The 17,411-nt window shown below is 67.7% G+C and carries 17 protein-coding genes and 1 riboswitch; of the genes, 14 read left to right on the top strand and 3 right to left on the bottom strand.

Features of this window, described 5'->3' with window-relative positions:
• The first annotated feature begins 13 nt into the window (after window positions 1-13).
• Window positions 14-955 (top strand): adenosylcobinamide-phosphate synthase CbiB, encoded by a 942-nt coding sequence (cbiB, locus tag IVB50_RS38825; protein WP_026233631.1) that lies wholly within the window; start codon window positions 14-16, stop codon window positions 953-955.
• 11 nt (window positions 956-966) lie between these two features.
• Window positions 967-1,929, top strand: coding sequence for a threonine-phosphate decarboxylase CobD (gene cobD / locus IVB50_RS38820; protein ID WP_018458655.1), 963 nt, complete (start codon window positions 967-969; stop codon window positions 1,927-1,929).
• Here cobD and IVB50_RS38815 read toward each other — a convergent pair.
• Window positions 1,918-3,366 carry a cobyric acid synthase gene (locus tag IVB50_RS38815; RefSeq protein ID WP_018458656.1) on the bottom strand — a complete coding sequence of 483 codons (1,449 nt, stop codon included), beginning with the start codon at window positions 3,364-3,366 and terminating at the stop codon, window positions 1,918-1,920. The two genes, cobD and IVB50_RS38815, sit on opposite strands and share 12 nt — an antisense overlap.
• A gap of 10 nt (window positions 3,367-3,376) precedes the next feature.
• On the bottom strand, window positions 3,377-4,012 hold the full coding sequence (gene cobO / locus IVB50_RS38810; protein ID WP_026233632.1) for a cob(I)yrinic acid a,c-diamide adenosyltransferase: 636 nt from the start codon (window positions 4,010-4,012) through the stop codon (window positions 3,377-3,379).
• A gap of 40 nt (window positions 4,013-4,052) precedes the next feature.
• Window positions 4,053-4,271: riboswitch (cobalamin riboswitch) on the top strand.
• 94 nt (window positions 4,272-4,365) lie between these two features.
• On the opposite strand from cobO, the gene IVB50_RS38805 reads away from it, so the two are divergent.
• The 7 genes from IVB50_RS38805 to cobJ are packed head-to-tail and all read left to right on the top strand — an operon-like array spanning window position 4,366 to window position 12,297.
• A complete protein-coding gene (locus tag IVB50_RS38805) occupies window positions 4,366-4,749 on the top strand; it encodes a DUF1636 domain-containing protein (protein ID WP_018458658.1) in 384 nt (127 codons plus the stop codon).
• Entirely contained in the window at window positions 4,746-5,795 is a 1,050-nt protein-coding gene (gene cobW, locus IVB50_RS38800) for a cobalamin biosynthesis protein CobW (protein WP_018458659.1), read from the top strand. The genes IVB50_RS38805 and cobW overlap by 4 nt, the downstream gene beginning before the upstream one ends.
• Window positions 5,795-9,043, top strand: coding sequence for a cobaltochelatase subunit CobN (gene cobN / locus IVB50_RS38795; protein ID WP_018458660.1), 3,249 nt, complete (start codon window positions 5,795-5,797; stop codon window positions 9,041-9,043). The genes cobW and cobN overlap by 1 nt, the downstream gene beginning before the upstream one ends.
• Window positions 9,040-10,203 (top strand): precorrin-3B synthase, encoded by a 1,164-nt coding sequence (cobG, locus tag IVB50_RS38790; protein WP_018458661.1) that lies wholly within the window; start codon window positions 9,040-9,042, stop codon window positions 10,201-10,203. The genes cobN and cobG overlap by 4 nt, the downstream gene beginning before the upstream one ends.
• Window positions 10,203-10,832, top strand: coding sequence for a precorrin-8X methylmutase (locus IVB50_RS38785; RefSeq protein WP_018458662.1), 630 nt, complete (start codon window positions 10,203-10,205; stop codon window positions 10,830-10,832). Before cobG ends, IVB50_RS38785 begins: the two co-directional genes overlap by 1 nt.
• 2 nt (window positions 10,833-10,834) lie before the next feature.
• Complete coding sequence (locus tag IVB50_RS38780) at window positions 10,835-11,566, top strand: precorrin-2 C(20)-methyltransferase (RefSeq protein ID WP_026233633.1); 732 nt, start codon at window positions 10,835-10,837, stop codon at window positions 11,564-11,566.
• Window positions 11,563-12,297, top strand: coding sequence for a precorrin-3B C(17)-methyltransferase (gene cobJ / locus IVB50_RS38775; protein ID WP_247300155.1), 735 nt, complete (start codon window positions 11,563-11,565; stop codon window positions 12,295-12,297). Before IVB50_RS38780 ends, cobJ begins: the two co-directional genes overlap by 4 nt.
• Here the strand turns inward: cobJ and IVB50_RS38770 are convergent.
• Window positions 12,273-13,019 carry a cobalt-precorrin-6A reductase gene (locus IVB50_RS38770; protein ID WP_018458665.1) on the bottom strand — a complete coding sequence of 249 codons (747 nt, stop codon included), beginning with the start codon at window positions 13,017-13,019 and terminating at the stop codon, window positions 12,273-12,275. The two genes, cobJ and IVB50_RS38770, sit on opposite strands and share 25 nt — an antisense overlap.
• Here IVB50_RS38770 and IVB50_RS38765 point away from each other — a divergent pair.
• Genes IVB50_RS38765 through cobA form a run of 5 tightly spaced genes read left to right on the top strand, consistent with a single transcriptional unit; the run spans window position 13,018 to window position 17,381 of the window.
• A complete protein-coding gene (locus IVB50_RS38765) occupies window positions 13,018-14,199 on the top strand; it encodes a bifunctional cobalt-precorrin-7 (C(5))-methyltransferase/cobalt-precorrin-6B (C(15))-methyltransferase (protein ID WP_018458666.1) in 1,182 nt (393 codons plus the stop codon). The genes IVB50_RS38770 and IVB50_RS38765 overlap by 2 nt on opposite strands.
• The gene (locus tag IVB50_RS38760; protein WP_018458667.1) at window positions 14,196-14,564 is read left to right on the top strand and encodes a cobalamin biosynthesis protein; all 369 of its coding nucleotides are present in this window, start codon (window positions 14,196-14,198) and stop codon (window positions 14,562-14,564) included. Before IVB50_RS38765 ends, IVB50_RS38760 begins: the two co-directional genes overlap by 4 nt.
• A complete protein-coding gene (cobM, locus tag IVB50_RS38755; protein WP_247300153.1) occupies window positions 14,561-15,343 on the top strand; it encodes a precorrin-4 C(11)-methyltransferase in 783 nt (260 codons plus the stop codon). The genes IVB50_RS38760 and cobM overlap by 4 nt, the downstream gene beginning before the upstream one ends.
• A complete protein-coding gene (locus IVB50_RS38750; RefSeq protein ID WP_018458669.1) occupies window positions 15,343-16,653 on the top strand; it encodes a cobyrinate a,c-diamide synthase in 1,311 nt (436 codons plus the stop codon). Before cobM ends, IVB50_RS38750 begins: the two co-directional genes overlap by 1 nt.
• Complete coding sequence (gene cobA / locus IVB50_RS38745) at window positions 16,650-17,381, top strand: uroporphyrinogen-III C-methyltransferase (RefSeq protein WP_018458670.1); 732 nt, start codon at window positions 16,650-16,652, stop codon at window positions 17,379-17,381. Before IVB50_RS38750 ends, cobA begins: the two co-directional genes overlap by 4 nt.
• Window positions 17,382-17,411: the final 30 nt, after the last annotated feature.

The following is a 17,411-nucleotide window of genomic DNA, read 5'->3' as shown; positions in this document are numbered from 1 at the left end:
ACAGGAGGCGGGTGTGGGTTTTGCGGGTGCGATGGCGGTGGCGATGGTGGTGGATGCCCTGTTGGGCTGGCCGTTGTGGTTGTTCGCGCGGATCGGCCATCCCGTCACCTGGCTGGGCGGGCTGATCTCTGCCATCGACACCTCGTGGAATCGACCGTCCGATCCGCCGGCATTTCGCCGCGCCGCGGGTCTTGCCGGAGCACTCGTCGTGATCGCGCTCGCTGTCGCGCTCGGCTGGGTGCTGCAGTCTCTGCTTCCCTTGGGATTGATCCAGCTCGTGCTGGTCGGGGTTCTGGCCTGGCCGCTGATCGCCTTGCGCTCGTTGCACGACCACGTTGCTGCCGTCGCAAATCCCATGCGGGCCGGTGATATCGCCGCCGCACGCGAGGCGGTCTCGCGCATCGTCGGCCGCGATCCCGCCGCGCTTGACGAGGCCGGGATCGCGCGCGCTGCGATCGAGAGCCTCGCCGAGAATGCGTCCGACGGCATCGTCGCACCGGTGTTCTGGGGCGCGCTGTTCGGTCTGCCCGGCATTTTGGGCTACAAGGCGATCAACACGCTGGACTCCATGATCGGCCATCGCTCTGAACGCCACGAAGCCTTCGGCTGGGCCGCGGCGCGCATCGACGATGTCGCCAATTTCATTCCGGCGCGGCTGACCGGACTTCTGTTCGTGCTGCTGGCGCCACGGCGATCAGAGGCGCTGTCGTGCATGACGCGGGATGCACGCCGTCACCGTTCGCCCAATGCCGGCTGGCCGGAAGCGGCCATGGCGGGCGCGCTTAGTGTGCGGCTCAGCGGTCCGCGGATCTATCACGGCAGCATCACGAACGAGCCATGGCTGAATGAAGCTGCGCGCGATCCGCTTGCCGCCGACATCGATCGAGGCTTGACGGTTTACCGCCGCACCATGCTGCTGCTCGCCGGCATCCTTGCGATCCTGGCCTTCGCGTGAAAGAACAGCGCATGCGCGAGCACGGTGGAAATCTCGATCAGGCCCAGCAGCGCTTCGGCGGTCGCGCGGAGGACTGGATCGATCTGTCGACCGGTATCAACCGCCTGCCTTATCCCGTGGGCGAGGTGAGTTCGCGCGCGTGGAGCGCGTTGCCGTCGCGCGCCGAGATCGAGGCGCTGCATCAGGCGGCGCGGCACGCTTACCGCACGAGCGCGGCGGTTGTCGCGCTTGGCGGCGCACAGGCGGCGATTCAACTGCTGCCGCAACTTGCGCCGCCCGGCCGCGCGCGCATCCTCGCGCCGACCTACAACGAATATGCGGGTGTGCTCTCGGCCGCGGGCTGGGAGGTGGAAGAGGTCAGCGCGCTCGACGCGCTCGCGGGCGCCGACCTCGCCATTGTCGTCAATCCCAACAATCCCGACGGCCGATGTCATACGCCAAAGGATTTGCTGGCGCTGCTGCCGCGCGTCGGCCGTCTCGTCGTCGACGAGAGTTTTGCCGATGTGGCCCCGCAGCTATCGCTTGCATCCGAGGATCGGCCGGGGCTGCTGATCCTGCGCTCCTTCGGAAAGTTTTACGGCCTTGCCGGCCTGCGGCTCGGTTTCGCGCTCGGCAATTCGTCCGATATCGCTAGGCTTGCGGCGATGTCGGGACCTTGGCCCGTCTCGGGAGCGGCAATCGCGATCGGTTGCCGCGCTTTGGGTGACGATGCCTGGGCCGAGGCCACCTCCGCGCGGCTCGCGCGAGACTGCGGTCGCCTCGATCGCATTGTTCAGTCGCAAGGCTGGACGCTCGTTGGCGGGACGCAGCTGTTTCGTCTCTACGAGACGCCCGACGCCCTTGCCGCGCAGGAGAAGCTGGCGCGTCGCCATATCTGGTCGCGCGTATTCGCGCGGGAGCCGACATGGCTGCGCCTCGGGCTTCCGGGCGGCGAACCCGAATGGTCGCGCCTGGCCGAGGCTCTAGCGCGCTAGCGCGAGCAGGCCGCCGACGTCGAGATGTCGCTCGATGTGATCGGCGAGCGCGTCGAGCGCACTCTCGACCCTGGCGTGATAGGGCTCGTCGCCGGCGGGAATGTCGAGCTTCGCCAAAAAGGCCTTGCGGAAATCATCCGACGTGAACAGGCCGTGCAGATAGCTGCCCTGCACGCGTCCGTCGCGCGAGATCGCGCCTTCCGGTTCGCCATTCAGCCTTGCGAATGGCCGCGCGCGATCCGGCCCATCAGTGCGGCCGATGTGGATTTCATAAGCCTCGATCGGCTGATTGGTGGCGGCATGCAGCGCCGCGACGCGTGTCAACGTCTTCTCCGAGCTCATCACCGTTTCCACATCCAGAAGTCCGAGACCCGGTGTGTCGCCGGCGGGGCCCTCGATCCCCTCGGGATCAGCGACGCTGCGTCCGAGCATCTGATAGCCGCCGCAGAGGCCGAGCACATGGCCGCCTCTGCGGTAATGCGCCAGGAGATCGATGTCCCAGCCCTGCGCGCGCAGAAAGGCGAGGTCGCCGCGGGTGGATTTCGAGCCGGGAATGATGACGAGGCGCACGTCGCCGGGAATGGCCTCGCCCGGCCGCACCATCACGAGATCGACGCCAGGCTCGAGCTTGAGCGGATCGAGATCGTCGAAATTGGCGATTCGCGACAGCGCGAGACAGGCGATCTTGCATTGGCCCGGTTTGCGCGCATCGCTCAGGCCCAGCGCATCCTCGGCCGGCAGCTCGCCGGCGCGCGCGAACCAGGGCAGCACGCCGAGGCCGCGCCAGGCGGTCTTTTCTTCGATCAGTCTGTAGCCGTCGTCGAACAATGTGGGATCGCCGCGGAACTTGTTGATGACAAATCCCTGGATCATCGCGGCATCGTCCGGGTCGATCACCGTCTTGATGCCGACGAGTTGCGCGATGACCCCGCCGCGGTCGATGTCGCCAACCAGCACGACCGGCACATCGGCCTTGCGCGCAAAACCCATATTGGCGATGTCGGCCTTGCGCAGGTTCACTTCGGCCGGACTGCCGGCACCCTCCACCAGAACGAGATCGGCGCGCGCCTTCAGCCGCTCGAAGCTCTCCAGCACGGCGCCCATCAATGACGGTTTCATCGCCGCATATTCACGCGCGCGCGCGGTCGCGATGCGTTTTCCTTGCACGATCACCTGCGCGCCGACATCGGTCTCGGGCTTGAGCAGCACCGGGTTCATGTCGGTGTGCGGCTCGACGCCGGCGGCGAGCGCCTGGAGTGCCTGGGCGCGGCCGATCTCGCCGCCGTCAACGGTGACGGCTGCATTGTTCGACATGTTCTGCGGCTTGAACGGGACCACGCGCAGGCCGCGTCGCACAAAGGCGCGTGCGAGGCCGGCAACGATGAGCGACTTGCCCACGTCCGAGCCGGCTCCCTGGATCATCAATGCGCGCGCCATCGCGAGTTTCTTAGAACTCGACGCCGGCTTGCGCCTTGATGCCCGAGCGGAAGGGATGCTTGACCAGCGTCATCTCGGTGACGAGATCGGCGATCTCGATCAGCTCGTCCTTGGCGTTGCGGCCGGTGAGCACGACATGCGTCATCGGCGGCTTCTGCGTCGTGAGGAATTCGACGACCTCCGCGATGTCAAGATAGTCGTAGCGCAGCGCGATGTTGATCTCGTCGAGCACGACCATGCGGAGATTCTGGTCGAGGATCAGCTCCTTGGCCTTCTCCCAGCCGGCGCGCGCGGCGGCGATGTCGCGGGCGCGGTCCTGCGTCTCCCAGGTAAAACCCTCGCCCATGGCGTGGAATTGGCAGAGGTCGCCGAAATGGCCGGTCAGCATGCGGCGCTCGCCGGTGTCCCAGGCGCCCTTGATGAACTGCACGACCGCGCAGGGGAAGCCATGGGCGACGCAGCGGACGATCATGCCGAAGGCCGAAGAGGACTTGCCCTTGCCGGCCCCGGTGTGGATGATGATCAGGCCCTTTTCGCCGCTCTTGGTCGCCATGATCTTGTCGCGGGCGACCTTCTTCTTCGCCATTTTTGAGGCGTGGCGGGCGTCGGTTTCGTCGGCCGTCTGGGTATCCGGTTCTGACGTCATCGGACGGGATCCTTCGGCTTGACAAGAGGCGGTCGGGGGCAAATGGTGGCCCGGCGTTGGTTCCTGTCCTACGACAGGCGAAGAGGGAATGCGATAGGGTCCGAATCGGCAAGATTTGGTTCCAAAATGCAGCCGCCCCCGCGACCGTGACCGGAGAGATGCCCGAAGCCACTGATCCCCTGGGGATCGGGAAGGCGGGGATCGAAGGGGAAACCCTGCTCCGCAAGCCGGGAGACCTGCCAACGCGGACGATTTTGGACCGGCGGACGGGGTGTTCCGCGACGGGGAAACGGGCCTTCGCAAGAACGGTTCGTGGGCCTCATCGCTTCCCGCTGTTTATTCTGGAAGAAGCGATGACCGTCACACTTCATGTCTGCATTACCTGCCGCGCCGGCGAGACACTTGGCGAAGGCGAGACGACGCCCGGCAAGCGCCTGCATGGCGCGATCCTCGAGGCCGGCGTGCCCGACGGCGTCAGCGTGGTTCCCGTCGAATGCCTGTCTGCATGCAACCAGGGTTGCTCCGTCGCGCTCAGCGCGCCCGGCCGCTGGTCCTATGTCTATGGCCGTCTGTCGGATGCGAATGCGAGCGATGTGGTCGCGGGCGCCGCGGCCTATGCGGCCGCGCCCGACGGCCTCGTGCCCTGGCGCAGCCGCCCGGAGATATTCCGCAAGCAATCGCTTGCCCGCATTCCCCCCATTTCCCCCTTGGCCGTCGTGCCGGAGGCCGCCGAATGAATTCGCTCGCAAAAGTCCCGGTCACGGTCGTCACGGGCTTTCTCGGCTCCGGCAAGACCACGCTGATCCAGCATCTGCTTGCCAATGCCAATGGCAAGAAGCTCGCGGTGCTCGTCAACGAGTTCGGCAGCGAGGGCGTCGATGGCGAGATTCTGAAATCCTGCGCCGATGCGAATTGCCCGGAAGAGAACATCATCGAGCTCGCCAATGGCTGCATCTGCTGCACCGTCGCCGACGATTTTATTCCGACCATGGAGAAGCTGCTGTCGCGGGCCGTCAAGCCCGATCACATCCTGATCGAGACCTCGGGCCTGGCGCTGCCCAAGCCGTTGCTCAAGGCGTTCGATTGGCCGGAGATCCGTTCGCGCATCACGGTCGACGGCGTGATCGCGCTGGCCGACGCCGAAGCTGTCGCCGCCGGCCGTTTTGCGCCCGACCCTGACGCCGTCGAAGCGCAGCGCGCGGCGGACGGCAATCTCGACCATGAGACGCCGCTGTCCGAAGTGTTCGAAGACCAGATCGCCTGCGCCGACATCGTGCTGCTGACCAAGGCCGATCTTGCGGGCGCGGCAGGCCTCGAAGCAGCCAAGGCGGCGATCACCGCCGAGATGTCGCGCCGCGTGCCGATGCTGGCGATCACCGACGGCGCGATCGACGCGCGCCTCATCCTCGGCCTCGGTGCTGCCGCCGAGAACGATCTCGCCGCGCGTCCCTCGCATCACGACGGCGAAGAGGATCACGAGCACGACGATTTTGCGTCCGTCGTGATCGATCTTCCTGAGGTCACCGATATCGAAGCGCTGGTTGCATCCGTTCAGCGTCTGGCGCGCGAGCAGAATGTGCTGCGCGTCAAGGGTTACATCGCGGTGCAAGGCAAGCCGATGCGCCTCTTGCTGCAAGCGGTGGGCGAGCGCGTGCGCCACCAGTTCGACAAGCCCTGGGGCGCGGGCGCGAGGCAGTCAAAGCTGGTCGTGATCGGCGAGCACGGCGATATCGACGAGGCCGCGATCAAGGCGGGACTCGGTCTTTCAGGATCCGGTATCTGATGCACGTCGTCTTCCGCGAGAGCCGCGGTCTCGAGGAGACCGCGATACCAAGGGACATTGGCCAGGACCCGGCCGATCTCGTGGTGCTCTCGTATTCGGATTCCGATCTTGCCGCGTTCGCGGCCGGCTGGCGCCGTGGCCGCGACAGCCTGCCGTCGCTGCGGCTCGTCAATCTCGCAGAACTTCGTCATCCGCTCTCGGTCGACACCTATGTCGAACGCACGCTTGCGCACGCGCGCGGCATTCTCGTGCGTTTGATCGGCGGGGAATCCTATTGGCCGTATGGGCTCGCGGCCCTGCAGCAGCTGGCGAAGGAGCGCGGCATCGTGCTGGCCGTGCTGCCGGCCGACGGCCGCGACGATACGCGGCTGGACGCGTATTCGACCCTGCCGGTCTCGACGTTGCGGCGGCTCAAGGTGCTCTGCGACACCGGCGGCCCCGTCGCGGCGCAAGCCGCGATCGCGCAGCTTGCGCTGGCCTCCGGACTCTATGCGGGGCCAGTTATCGGCGAGATGACAGTGCCCGAGATGGGCTTTTACGACCCCGCGCGCGGCGTCGTCGCCGCGCCGACGTCGGGTGAGGGCAGGCCGCGCGCGCTCGTGACCTTCTATCGCTCCTATCTCACCGCTGCCGACACCGGCCCGGTCGATGCCCTGATCGCCGCATTGCGCGAGAAGGGATTCGACGTGTTTGGTGTGTTCGTCACCTCGCTGAAAGCCGCGGGGGTCGCGGATTGGTTGCGGGTGCATCTTGCGCAAAATCCTCCGGCCGCGATCGTCAATGCGACGGCGTTCTCGGCGATGGGCGACGACGGCACGACGCCGTTCGATGCCGCATCCTGCCCCGTGTTCCAGGTCGCGCTCTCCACGGCCCGCCGCGAGGACTGGGCGAGCTCGCTCCGCGGCCTGTCGCCCGGCGACCTCGCGATGCATGTGGTGCTGCCCGAGGTCGACGGCCGCCTGTTCGCGGGCGTGGTGAGCTTCAAGTCTGCCGCGATGCGCGATCCCGATTTGCAATTTTCGCATCTGGCACACAAGCCCGACGAGGAGCGCGTGAAGGCCGTGGCCGCGCGCGTTGCGGCCTGGCGGCGTCTTGCGGAGACGCCGGCCGCTGACAAGCGGATGGCACTCGTGCTCTCCAACTATCCGGGCCGTCCGCATCAGATCGCGCACGCGGTGGGTCTCGATGCGCTGGCGTCGGTCGAGGCCCTGGTGTCCGATCTCGCGGAGGCCGGCTTCGATCTCGATCCGGTCCATGCGCTCGGTGAGACGCTGCTCAAGCAGACCTTGAGCTGGAGCGTCGCCGATTACCGTGCTGCACTGTCGCGCCTTCCGCAAGTGTTGCAGGATGATCTCGCGCAAGCCTGGGGCGCGCTGGAGACCGATCCGGGTTGTCGCGACGGCGCGTTCCATTTCGCTGCGATTCAATGCGGCCGGTCGATCATCGCGGTTCAGCCGGAGCGTGGCGATGCGACCGCGCGCGATGCCGACTATCACGATCTCGCCCGCACGCCGCGCCATGCCTATGTCGCGTTCTATCTCTGGCTCCGCGAGCAGGGCTGTGATGCCGTCGTGCACATGGGCGCGCACGGCACGCTGGAATGGCTGCCCGGAAAATCCGTGGCGCTGTCGCAGGCGTGCTGGCCGGAAGCCCTGGTCGGCGATTTGCCCGTCATCTATCCCTTCATCGTCAACGATCCCGGCGAGGCCGCGCAGGCCAAGCGGCGCCTGGGTGCCGTCACGATCGGCCATCTGCCGCCGCAACTCGCCGCATCAGCGGTGCCGGACGGGCTGCGCAGGCTCGAACAGCTCCTCGACGAGTACTCGACGGCCGATGGCCTCGATCCCGCCCGCCGCCAGCGTCTGATCGCCGCGATCCGCGATGAGGCACGCGCGGCCGGCCTCGAAGACGATCTTGGCCTCGATGCAGCGGCCGCGCCGGCCGAAGCGATCCCGCGGATCGACCGTTTCGTTTGCGATCTCAAGGAAAGCCAGTTCGGCGACGGCCTGCACGTGTTCGGCCGCGGCGCCTGCGGCGACGCGGAACGCGACGCTTTGCGGGCCGCGCTTGCGGGCCGGCGCGTCGCGCCGGGGCCGTCAGGCTCACCCTATCGCGGCCGTCAGGACGTGCTGCCGACGGGTCGCAATCTCTTTGCCGTCGATCCACGCGCGGTGCCGACGCCGTCGGCGCACGTGCAAGGCATCAAGCTCGCCGAAGAACTGCTACGTCGTCATTTGCAGGATCATGGCGACTGGCCAAAGGGCCTTGTCGTCGATCTCTGGGGCTCGGCGACGATGCGCACCGCGGGCGAAGAGTTTGCCATGGCGCTGCATCTGGCTGGCCTCGCACCGCGCTGGGATCATGCTTCCGGCCGTGTGACCGGCTACGACATCATCGCGCCTGCGGAGCTTGGCCGGCCCCGCATCGACGTCACGCTGCGCGTCTCGGGCCTGTTCCGCGACGTCTTCTCAGGCCTTGCGCAATTGTTCGAGGCGGCAGCCGCGGCGCTGTCGGTCCGCGAGGACGAGGGCGACGAAAATCCATATCGCCATCGCACATCGCGCGTGTTCGCGCCGCGTCCCGGACAATACGGCGTGGGTCTCTCGGCAATCCCGGACGCCTTCACGCCCGAGACGCGCGAAGCCGCCGGCGAAGCGTGGCTCTCGGCATCGTCATGGGCGTTCTCGGCCGATGGCGAAATCAAGCTCGATCGTGCCGGTATCGAGAAGCGGATCGTATCGGCCGATGCTTTTGTTCACATGCAGGATTTGCCGGAAACCGATCTTCTGCTCGCGGCCGACTATGCCGCGCATGAGGCCGGCATTGCGGCTGCCGCGGCCCATCTCGGCGCGGCGGGACCATCGCTCTATCATCTCGATGCGACGCGCCCCGAGCAGCCGCATGCGCGTACGCTGACCGAGGAAATCTCCCGTGTCGTCCGCGCGCGCGCGGCCAACCCGGCCTGGATCGCGGGCATGATGCGCCACGGTTTTCGCGGGGCGGCCGAGATCACCGCGACGCTCGAGCACATGGCCGCCTTCGCGCATCTGGCCGGCGCCGTGCCGCCGCATCTGTTCGACCTCTACTACGATGCGACGCTCGGCCATGACGACGTCCACGCCTTCATGGCCCGCGAAAATCCGGCGGCACTCGCCGCGATGGAAACGTGTTTCACGCGCCTGCATGAAGCCTCGCTCTGGCGAACGCGCCGCAACTCGATTGCGGCTGCGCTGCGGGAGGCCTCATGAGTGCTTCCGTGGTCAAGGGCTGGTGTCCCGGCGCGCTGCGCCCGATGCAATCGGGCGACGGGCTGGTGGCCCGCGTGCGTCCGTTCGGCGGACGGCTCGACGCGGCGCAGATCTCCGGACTGGCTCATCTCGCCGAACGCCATGGCAATGGCCTGATCGACGTGACCAGCCGGGCCAATCTCCAGATCAGGGGCGTCAACGAGACCAGCCACAGGCTGCTGCTCGATGGCCTTTCCCAACTGGCGCTGCTCGACCCGGATGCGGAGACCGAATCCCGTCGCAACATTCTTGTGACGCCGTTCTGGCGTAGCGGGGACGAGACCCAATCGCTCGCCGCCGAGCTCGAGGAGGCGCTCGCCGACAGCCAGCTCGAACTTCCAACCAAGTTCGGCTTCGCCATCGACGACGGCACCTCACGCGTGCTTGCGGGCGATTCCGCCGACGTGCGGATCGAGCGCGATGGTTCCGGCGGACTGCTGGTACGGGCTGATGGCGACAAACTCGGCCGCTCGGTCCCACGTGGCGAGGCCGTGACCACCGCGCTCGCATTCGCCGGCTGGTTCGTGACCTCCGGCGGCGCGAGAGGCGGGCGAGGGCGGATGGCGGCGCATCTTGCAGCCGGTGCAATCTTGCCGGCGGCATTGCGCGGCGAGGCCGAGCCGGCGCCGATCATGGCCGCGGCGCGTCCCGGCCTCTATGCGCAAGGTGCGATGGTCGGGGTCGCCTTCGGACAGATGGCGCATGCAACGCTCAACCAGTTCGCCGGTTGCGGACATGCGCTGCGCATGACGCCGTGGCGGATGGTTTTGAGCGAAGCCAAGCGCGTGATGCCGAACGCGACCGGCCTGATCACCGAGGCCTACGACCCTGCGCTGCGCGTCATCGCCTGTAGCGGTGCGCCACGCTGTCGCGAGGCGCATGCCGATACCCGTGGCCTTGCCGCGGCCCTGGCGCCGAACATCGGCGCGGCCGCACGGCTACACGTCTCCGGCTGTGCCAAGGGCTGCGCCCATTCTGGTCCCGCCGCCATCACTCTGGTCGCGACCGGCGCAGGCTTCGATCTCGTGCGCGCCGGGTCGACGCGCGATGAGCCCATCCTGCGCGGGCTGAATCGCGACGACATCGTCAAAGATCCCTCCATCCTGATGGGAGGGCACTGATGCCGCACACGTACGAGACCGACGGCGCTGCGATCTACCGGCAGTCCTTTGCCACCATCCGGGCCGAAGCCGATCTTGCGCGCTTCACGCCGGACGAGGAGCAGGTGGTGGTGCGGATGATCCATGCCGCCGGCATGGTGGGCCTCGAAGCGCATATCCGCTTCACATCAGGCATGGCGGTCGCCGCACGCGCGGCCTTGCAGAAGGGCGCACCGATCCTGTGCGACGCGCGCATGGTCTCTGAAGGAATTACGCGGGCGCGGCTTCCCGCCGCCAACGCCGTCATCTGCACGCTGGGCGACGAGACCGTTCCCGCGCTCGCGCAGTCCATGCGCAACACCCGTTCGGCCGCGGCCCTGGAGCTGTGGCGGCCGCATCTCGACGGCGCGATCGTGGCGATCGGCAATGCGCCGACCGCGCTGTTCCATCTCCTCAACATGCTGGAGGACCGGGACTGCCCACGGCCCGCGGCAATCATCGGCTGTCCGGTCGGCTTCGTCGGCGCGGCCGAATCCAAGGCTGCGCTGATGGCCGTTTCCCCGGTGCCGGCGCTGACGGTCGAGGGCCGCCTTGGCGGTTCCGCGATCACGGTCGCCGCCGTGAACGCGCTGGCGAGCCGGAGCGAATAGCGATGGGACGCATCATCTGCTGCGGTCTCGGCCCCGGTGACCCTGATATGATGAGCGTGCGCGCCGATCGCACGGTGCGCGGCGCGAGGCATGTCGCCTATTTCCGCAAAAAGGGCCGGCCCGGCCAGGCGCGCCGCATCGTCGAGGGCATGCTGGCTGCCGACGTCACCGAATATCCGATGGAATATCCTGTTACGACCGAGATCGCCTTCGACACGCCTGAATATGTCCAGTTGCTTGCCGGCTTCTACGACGAATGGGCGGAGCGACTGGCGCGGCTGGCGCGCGCGGTCGACGTCGTCGTGCTCTGCGAGGGCGATCCTTACTTCTACGGCTCCTTCATGCATCTGCACATGCGCCTGCAGGGCCGCGTCGAGATCGAGGTGATCGCCGGCATTCCCGGCATGGTCGGCTGCTGGAATGGCGTGGGACAGCCGATTGCGCTCGGCGACGACGTGACGACGGTGCTCATGGGCACGCTCGCCGAGGACGAGCTCGAACGCCGCATGCGCGATTCCGATGCGCTCGTGATCATGAAGACTGGGCGCAATCTCGCGAAAGTGCGCCGCGCGCTCGCTGCCGCCGGACGGCTGGACGATGCGTGGCTGGTCGAGCGCGGCACCATGCCGGGCGAGCGCGTGGTGCGGCTTGCGGAGATCGACGCCGCCGACTGCCCCTATTTTGCGATCGTGCTCGTGCACGGCAAGGGCCGGCATCCGGACGCCGCCGAATGACGGGCACGCTGACCATCGCTGGCCTCGGCCCGGGCAGCGCTGCGCTGGTGACGCCCGAGGTCTCCGCCGCGCTTGCCGCCGCGACCGACATTCTGGGCTACGCGCCCTATGTCGCGCGCGTGCCAGCGCGGGCAGGGCTCACTTTGCATCCTTCCGACAATCGCGAAGAGCTGCAGCGCGCGAGCCAGGCGCTGCGGCTCGCGGCCGAAGGCGGCCAAGTCGTCATCGTGTCCTCCGGCGACCCCGGCGTCTTCGCGATGGCGTCCGCCGTGTTCGAGGCGCTCGAACAGGCGCCGCAATGGCAGGAGCTGCCGATCCGCGTGCTGCCCGGCGTCACTGCGATGCTGGCGGCTGCCGCGCGCGCCGGCGCACCGCTCGGCCATGATTTCTGCGCGATCAATCTCTCCGATAATCTCAAGCCGTGGGCGGTGATCGAGAAGCGCCTGCGGCTCGCCGCGGAAGCCGATTTTGCCATCGCGATGTACAATCCGCGCTCGGCGAGCCGGCCGGAAGGATTTGGCCGTGCGCTCGCGGTGCTGAACGAGGCCGGCTGTGGCGACCGTCTTGTGATTTTCGCGCGCGCGATCAGCGCCGCCGACGAAAAGATCGAGACCGTCAGGCTGAACGAAGCCCGGCCCGAGATGGCCGACATGCGCACGCTGGTGATCGTCGGCAACTCGCAGACACGCCGCGTCGGCCGCTGGGTCTATGCGCCGAGGCAGGCCCGATGACCGAGCCACTGCATGATCTCGGCCACGCTCTCGACCCGCAAGCGTTCCGGCAGTTGCGGCCGCGAGATCATGATCACGGGCAGGCCGAGCCTGCGGGCGGCGTCGATCTTGGCGCGCGCGCCGTCGCCGCCGGAATTGCGGGCGACGATCCGGGTGATGCCTCGCGCGCGCAGCATCTCCAGTTCGCCCTCAAGCGTAAACGGCCCACGCGACACGATGACGTCCGCGGCGAAGGGCAGCGGCGCATCGGGCGGATCGACGAATCTCAGCGTGTAGGCGTGCTGCGGCTTGGTCGCGAACGGCGCGATGTGCTGGCGGCCGATGGCGAGGAACACATTTGCCGGCACTTCAGGCAGTGCGGTGACCGCGGCGTCGACATCAGGTATTTCGATCCAGTTGTCGCCGGGCGCTTTGGTCCACGGCGCTCGCTCGAGAGCGATCAGCGGCGTGCCGGTTTCCGCACATGCCGCGACCGCATTGCGGCTCATCTCGGCGGCAAAGGGATGCGTCGCGTCGATTACATGCGTGATGTGTTCCCGACCAATGTAATCGACAAGTCCGCTTGCGCCGCCAAAACCGCCGATCCGCGTCGGCAACGGCTGACCGGCGGGCGCGCGGGTGCGGCCGCCATAGGAATACACGGCATCGACGCCGGCGCGCGCGATCTCCGCCGCGAGCAGGCTCGCGTCGGCCGTTCCGCCCAGAATGAGGGCGCGCGTCATGGCTGATCCCTGGCTGACCATCATCGGTATCGGCGAAGATGGCCTTGCCGGGCTGTCCGAGGCAAGCCGAAAGGCGCTCGATGATGCCGAAACTGTCTTTGGCGGTGAACGGCATCTTGCACTCGCCGGCATAACCGGGCGCGGCCGTCCATGGCCGGTGCCGTTCGATGCAGAAATCGTGTTGAGCTGCCGTGGTCGCCCGACGGCGGTGCTCGCCTCCGGCGATCCGTTCTGGCACGGGGCCGGCGCGAGCCTCGCCGAGAAGCTCCATGGCGACGAATGGATCGCGTATGCGGCTCCCTCGACATTCTCGCTCGTTGCTGCGCGGCTTGGCTGGCGTCTGGAATCCGTTGCCTGTCTCGGTCTCCACGCCGCGCCATTCGAGCGTCTCGTGCCACACCTGGCGCGAGGGGCACGCATCATTTGTCTCGTGCGCGACGCAAAGGCGGCAGGCGATCTCGCGAAATGGCTGACGGCGCGCGGATGGGGTGCCTCGGCATTCTGGACACTCGCTGCGCTTGGCGGGCCGCGCGAAAGGATCAACGCGCATCGCGCCGACAGCTTCGCAGGCGATCTTGCCGGAAATCTGGTCGCGGTAGCCGTTGAGGCGGCGGGCGCGCAGGGCATCCCCCACAGCTCGGGACTATCGGACGAACTCTTCGTCCATGACGGCCAGATCACCAAGCGTCCGGTCCGTGCGCTCGCGCTTTCGGCGCTGGCGCCGCGTCCCGGTGAACGGCTATGGGACATCGGTGCGGGCTCGGGCTCGATCTCGGTCGAGTGGACGCTGTGCGGGGGCACCGCGATCGCCGTCGAGGCGCGCGAGGATCGCGCAGCGAACATTCGCAGCAATGCGACGGCGTTCGGGTTGGCACATCGGATCACAGTCATCGCGGGAAAAGCGCCTGAAACCCTTGCTACGCTGGACGGGCCTGACGCCGTGTTCATCGGCGGCGGTCTCGACATCGCGATGTTCGACGCCATCTGGCCGCGGCTCTCGCCCGGTACGCGGCTGGTCGCGCATTCAGTAACGTTGGAGACGGAAGCGTTGCTCGGTGAGCTGCACCAGCGCCAGGGCGGCGAATTGATGCGGGTCGAGATTGCGCATGCCGCTTCGCTCGGCCGCTACCGGTCCTGGGAGGCCGTGCGGCCCGTGGTGCAATGGAGCGCGGTCCGATGAAGGTCGCCGGGCTCGGATTCAAGCGGGACGTCACGCTGGCCTCGCTGCGTGAGGCGCTTCTGGCGGCCGGTGGTCCCGAAGGCCTCGCAGCAGTGGCGACGGTCAGCGATAAGGCCGACGAGGAGGTGTTGAAGCAGCTCGCGCGCGAATGCGGCTTGCCGATCAAGGCGGTTGCCGCCGAAATGCTTGTTGGCATCGACACGCCGACGCAGTCAAAGCTCGTCGTGGAAAAGTTCGGGACGGGATCGGTTGCCGAGGCGGCGGCGCTCGCAGCGGCCGGACCTCGCGCGCGATTGATTGCGACGCGGGTGGTCTCGCAGGATCGCACCGCGACCGCGGCGATCGCGGAAGGAGACGGCGCATGACGGTGCATTTCATCGGGGCAGGGCCAGGCGCTCCTGACTTGCTGACGTTGCGCGGCCGCGATCTCATCGCCGCCTGTCCGGTCTGCCTCTATGCTGGCTCACTTGTGCCCGAGGGCGTCTTGGCGCATTGCCCGCCCGGGGCGCGGATCGTCAACACCGCGCCGCTGTCGCTCGATGAGATCGTCGCGGAGATCGCCGCCGCCCATGCCGATGGCAAGGACGTTGCGCGGCTGCATTCCGGTGATCTCTCGATCTGGTCGGCGATGGGCGAACAGCTCCGCCGCCTGCGCACGCTCGACATTCCCTACAGGGTCACGCCCGGCGTTCCCTCTTTCTCGGCCGCCGCGGCTGCGCTGGAGGCCGAGCTGACGCTGCCCGGCCTTGCCCAGACCGTGGTGCTGACGCGCACGCCGGGCCGCGCCAGCGCGATGCCCGAAGGCGAGAAGCTTGCCGCCTTCGCCGCCACCGGCGCGGTGCTCGCGATCCATCTGTCGATTCATCTGCTCGACAAGGTCGTCGCTGAGCTGACGCCGCATTATGGCGCGGATTGCCCGGTCGCGATCGTCTGGCGTGCGAGCTGGCCCGAGCAGCGCATCATCCGCGCCACGCTCGCAACACTCGACGCTGCGGTCGGGGGCGAGATGGAGCGCACCGCGTTGATCCTGGTCGGCAAGACGCTGGGCTCGGCGGATTTTTCCGAGAGCCGTCTCTATGCTGCCGACTATGACCGCCGCTATCGGCCGGTCGGCGCCGAGCCGCGCTTTCCGGAGGTGTCGTGATGGCGGCAGGGCTCGTTATCTCCGCGCCGGCCTCCGGCGTCGGCAAGACCACACTGACGCTGGCGCTTGCTCGCGCCTGGCGCAACAGCGGATTGCGGGTGCAGTGCTTCAAGAGCGGCCCCGATTACATCGATCCCGCGTTTCATGCCGCCGCGACGGGACGCGCCTCGGTCAATGTCGACAGTTGGGCGATGGATCGCGGGACAATCTCGCATCTCGTCAGTCGCGGCATTGACGCCGATGTCGTGCTGGCCGAAGGCTCGATGGGTCTGTTCGACGGCGTCGCCGCGCGTGGCGTCTGCGGCACCGGGGCGACCGCCGACATCGCGGAGATGCTGGACTGGCCGGTGCTGCTGGTGATCGATCCCTCAGGACAGGCACAAACGGCGGCCGCGATCGCGGCGGGCCTTCGCGACTACCGCCCCGGTGTGCGCCTTGCAGGCGTCGTGCTCAATCGCGTTGCCAGCCCGCGCCACGAAGCCCTCGTGCGGCGCGCGCTGCTGGATGCCGGCATCGCCGTATTCGGCGCGCTGCCGCGCCATGCCGAGATCAGCCTGCCGAAGCGGCATCTCGGACTGGTGCAGGCCGAGGAGCAGGCGGAAATCGGCAAGCTGATCGACGAGGCCGCGCGCTTCGTTGCCGAGCATGTCGATCTCGACGCGGTGCTGCGTTCGGCGGCCACCTGGTCGCCGCAACCTGCCGCAAGCGGCGTCAACGTGACGCCGCCCGGCCAGCGCATTGCGCTTGCCCGTGATGCCGCGTTCTCCTTCGTCTATCCGCACATGCTGGAAGCGTGGCGCGCGGCGGGTGCGGAGATCTCGACATTCTCGCCGCTCGCCGATGAAGCCCCTGATCCGGTCGCCGATGTGTGCTGGCTGCCTGGCGGCTATCCCGAGCTGCAGGCCGGCAGGATCGCTGCCAATGCGCGCTTCCGCAGCGGATTGCGCGCCTTCGCCGAGACGCGCCCGGTGCACGGCGAATGCGGGGGCTATATGGTGCTGGGCACCGCTTTGACCGACGCCGATGGCATCAGCCACGAGATGACGGGCCTGCTCGGCCTGGAGACGAGCTTTGCCAAGCGCCGCATGCATCTGGGCTATCGTCTGGCCGAGCTCGCCGCGCCGATGCCGGGTCATCAGGCGGGTGCACGCCTGCGTGGCCATGAATTCCACTATTCGACCATAGTCGCGCAGCCCGACACGGCGCTGGCGGTCGTGCACGACGCGACAGGTGCGGTCATTGCCGAGACCGGCTCGCGGCGGGGACAAGCCACCGGCACGTTCTTCCATCTGATCGCGGAGGACCGGTGAGCGGTTTTGTCTCCTTTGTCTCCGCCGGGCCCGGCGATCCCGAGCTGCTCACGCTCAAGGGTGCAGCGCGGCTGCGCGAGGCCGACGTTGTGCTCTATGACGATCTTGCTTCAGGCGCGATCCTCGATCTGGCCCGGCCCGGCGCCAATCTCGTCGCGGTGGGAAAGCGGGCAGGGCGGGCCTCGACCAAGCAGCACCATGTCAACCGCCTGCTGGTCGACTATGCCGTGACAGGCGCGCGCGTGGTCCGGTTGAAGTCGGGCGATGCCGGCATCTTTGGCCGGCTCGAGGAGGAGCTCGAGACGCTGCGTGAAGCGGGCATCGGCTACGAGATCATTCCCGGCGTCACCTCGGCCTGTGTCGCCGCCGCGCAAGCCGGCATTCCGCTGACCCGGCGTCACACCTCGCGCCGCGTGCAGTTCGTGACCGGGGCGGACGTCACCGGCGAGCTGCCGCCAGATCTCAATTGGGCGGCGCTGGCCGATCCGGAGGCGACGACCGTGGTCTATATGGGCCGGCGGACGTTTCCGGCGTTGGTCGTCAAATTGATCGAGCACGGGCTCGCCCCAACCACGCCGGCGTTGTTTGCCGAATCGCTCGGCCGTCCCGATGAGCGGCTGGTCCGCACCACCATTTCGGAACTTGCAGAGCAGCTTGCGCGGGGCGGAGCGGCCTCCACGGCGGCCGTCATCCTGTTCGGCGCGCTGGCGGGGAATTATCCGTCATGACCGCCTCGTCCGCCCGTCGCCCCTTGACGC

This window comes from Bradyrhizobium sp. 87, from assembly GCF_023073015.1.
Taxonomy (GTDB): domain Bacteria; phylum Pseudomonadota; class Alphaproteobacteria; order Rhizobiales; family Xanthobacteraceae; genus Bradyrhizobium; species Bradyrhizobium canariense_D.
Note: the sequence above shows the minus strand (reverse complement) of the source record. Positions and strands in the feature narration are given on the sequence as shown.

What these genes read in the sequence shown, in the direction of transcription:
- cobD (WP_018458655.1), top strand. Translation starts at nt 967, where the DNA reads ATGCGCGAGCACGGTGGAAATCTCGATCAGGCCCAGCAGCGCTTCGGC.
- IVB50_RS38815 (WP_018458656.1), bottom strand. Translation starts at nt 3,366, where the DNA reads ATGGCGCGCGCATTGATGATCCAGGGAGCCGGCTCGGACGTGGGCAAG.
- cobO (WP_026233632.1), bottom strand. Translation starts at nt 4,012, where the DNA reads ATGACGTCAGAACCGGATACCCAGACGGCCGACGAAACCGACGCCCGC.
- IVB50_RS38805 (WP_018458658.1), top strand. Translation starts at nt 4,366, where the DNA reads ATGACCGTCACACTTCATGTCTGCATTACCTGCCGCGCCGGCGAGACA.
- cobW (WP_018458659.1), top strand. Translation starts at nt 4,746, where the DNA reads ATGAATTCGCTCGCAAAAGTCCCGGTCACGGTCGTCACGGGCTTTCTC.
- cobN (WP_018458660.1), top strand. Translation starts at nt 5,795, where the DNA reads ATGCACGTCGTCTTCCGCGAGAGCCGCGGTCTCGAGGAGACCGCGATA.
- cobG (WP_018458661.1), top strand. Translation starts at nt 9,040, where the DNA reads ATGAGTGCTTCCGTGGTCAAGGGCTGGTGTCCCGGCGCGCTGCGCCCG.
- IVB50_RS38785 (WP_018458662.1), top strand. Translation starts at nt 10,203, where the DNA reads ATGCCGCACACGTACGAGACCGACGGCGCTGCGATCTACCGGCAGTCC.
- IVB50_RS38780 (WP_026233633.1), top strand. Translation starts at nt 10,835, where the DNA reads ATGGGACGCATCATCTGCTGCGGTCTCGGCCCCGGTGACCCTGATATG.
- cobJ (WP_247300155.1), top strand. Translation starts at nt 11,563, where the DNA reads ATGACGGGCACGCTGACCATCGCTGGCCTCGGCCCGGGCAGCGCTGCG.
- IVB50_RS38765 (WP_018458666.1), top strand. Translation starts at nt 13,018, where the DNA reads ATGGCTGATCCCTGGCTGACCATCATCGGTATCGGCGAAGATGGCCTT.
- IVB50_RS38770 (WP_018458665.1), bottom strand. Translation starts at nt 13,019, where the DNA reads ATGACGCGCGCCCTCATTCTGGGCGGAACGGCCGACGCGAGCCTGCTC.
- IVB50_RS38760 (WP_018458667.1), top strand. Translation starts at nt 14,196, where the DNA reads ATGAAGGTCGCCGGGCTCGGATTCAAGCGGGACGTCACGCTGGCCTCG.
- cobM (WP_247300153.1), top strand. Translation starts at nt 14,561, where the DNA reads ATGACGGTGCATTTCATCGGGGCAGGGCCAGGCGCTCCTGACTTGCTG.
- IVB50_RS38750 (WP_018458669.1), top strand. Translation starts at nt 15,343, where the DNA reads ATGGCGGCAGGGCTCGTTATCTCCGCGCCGGCCTCCGGCGTCGGCAAG.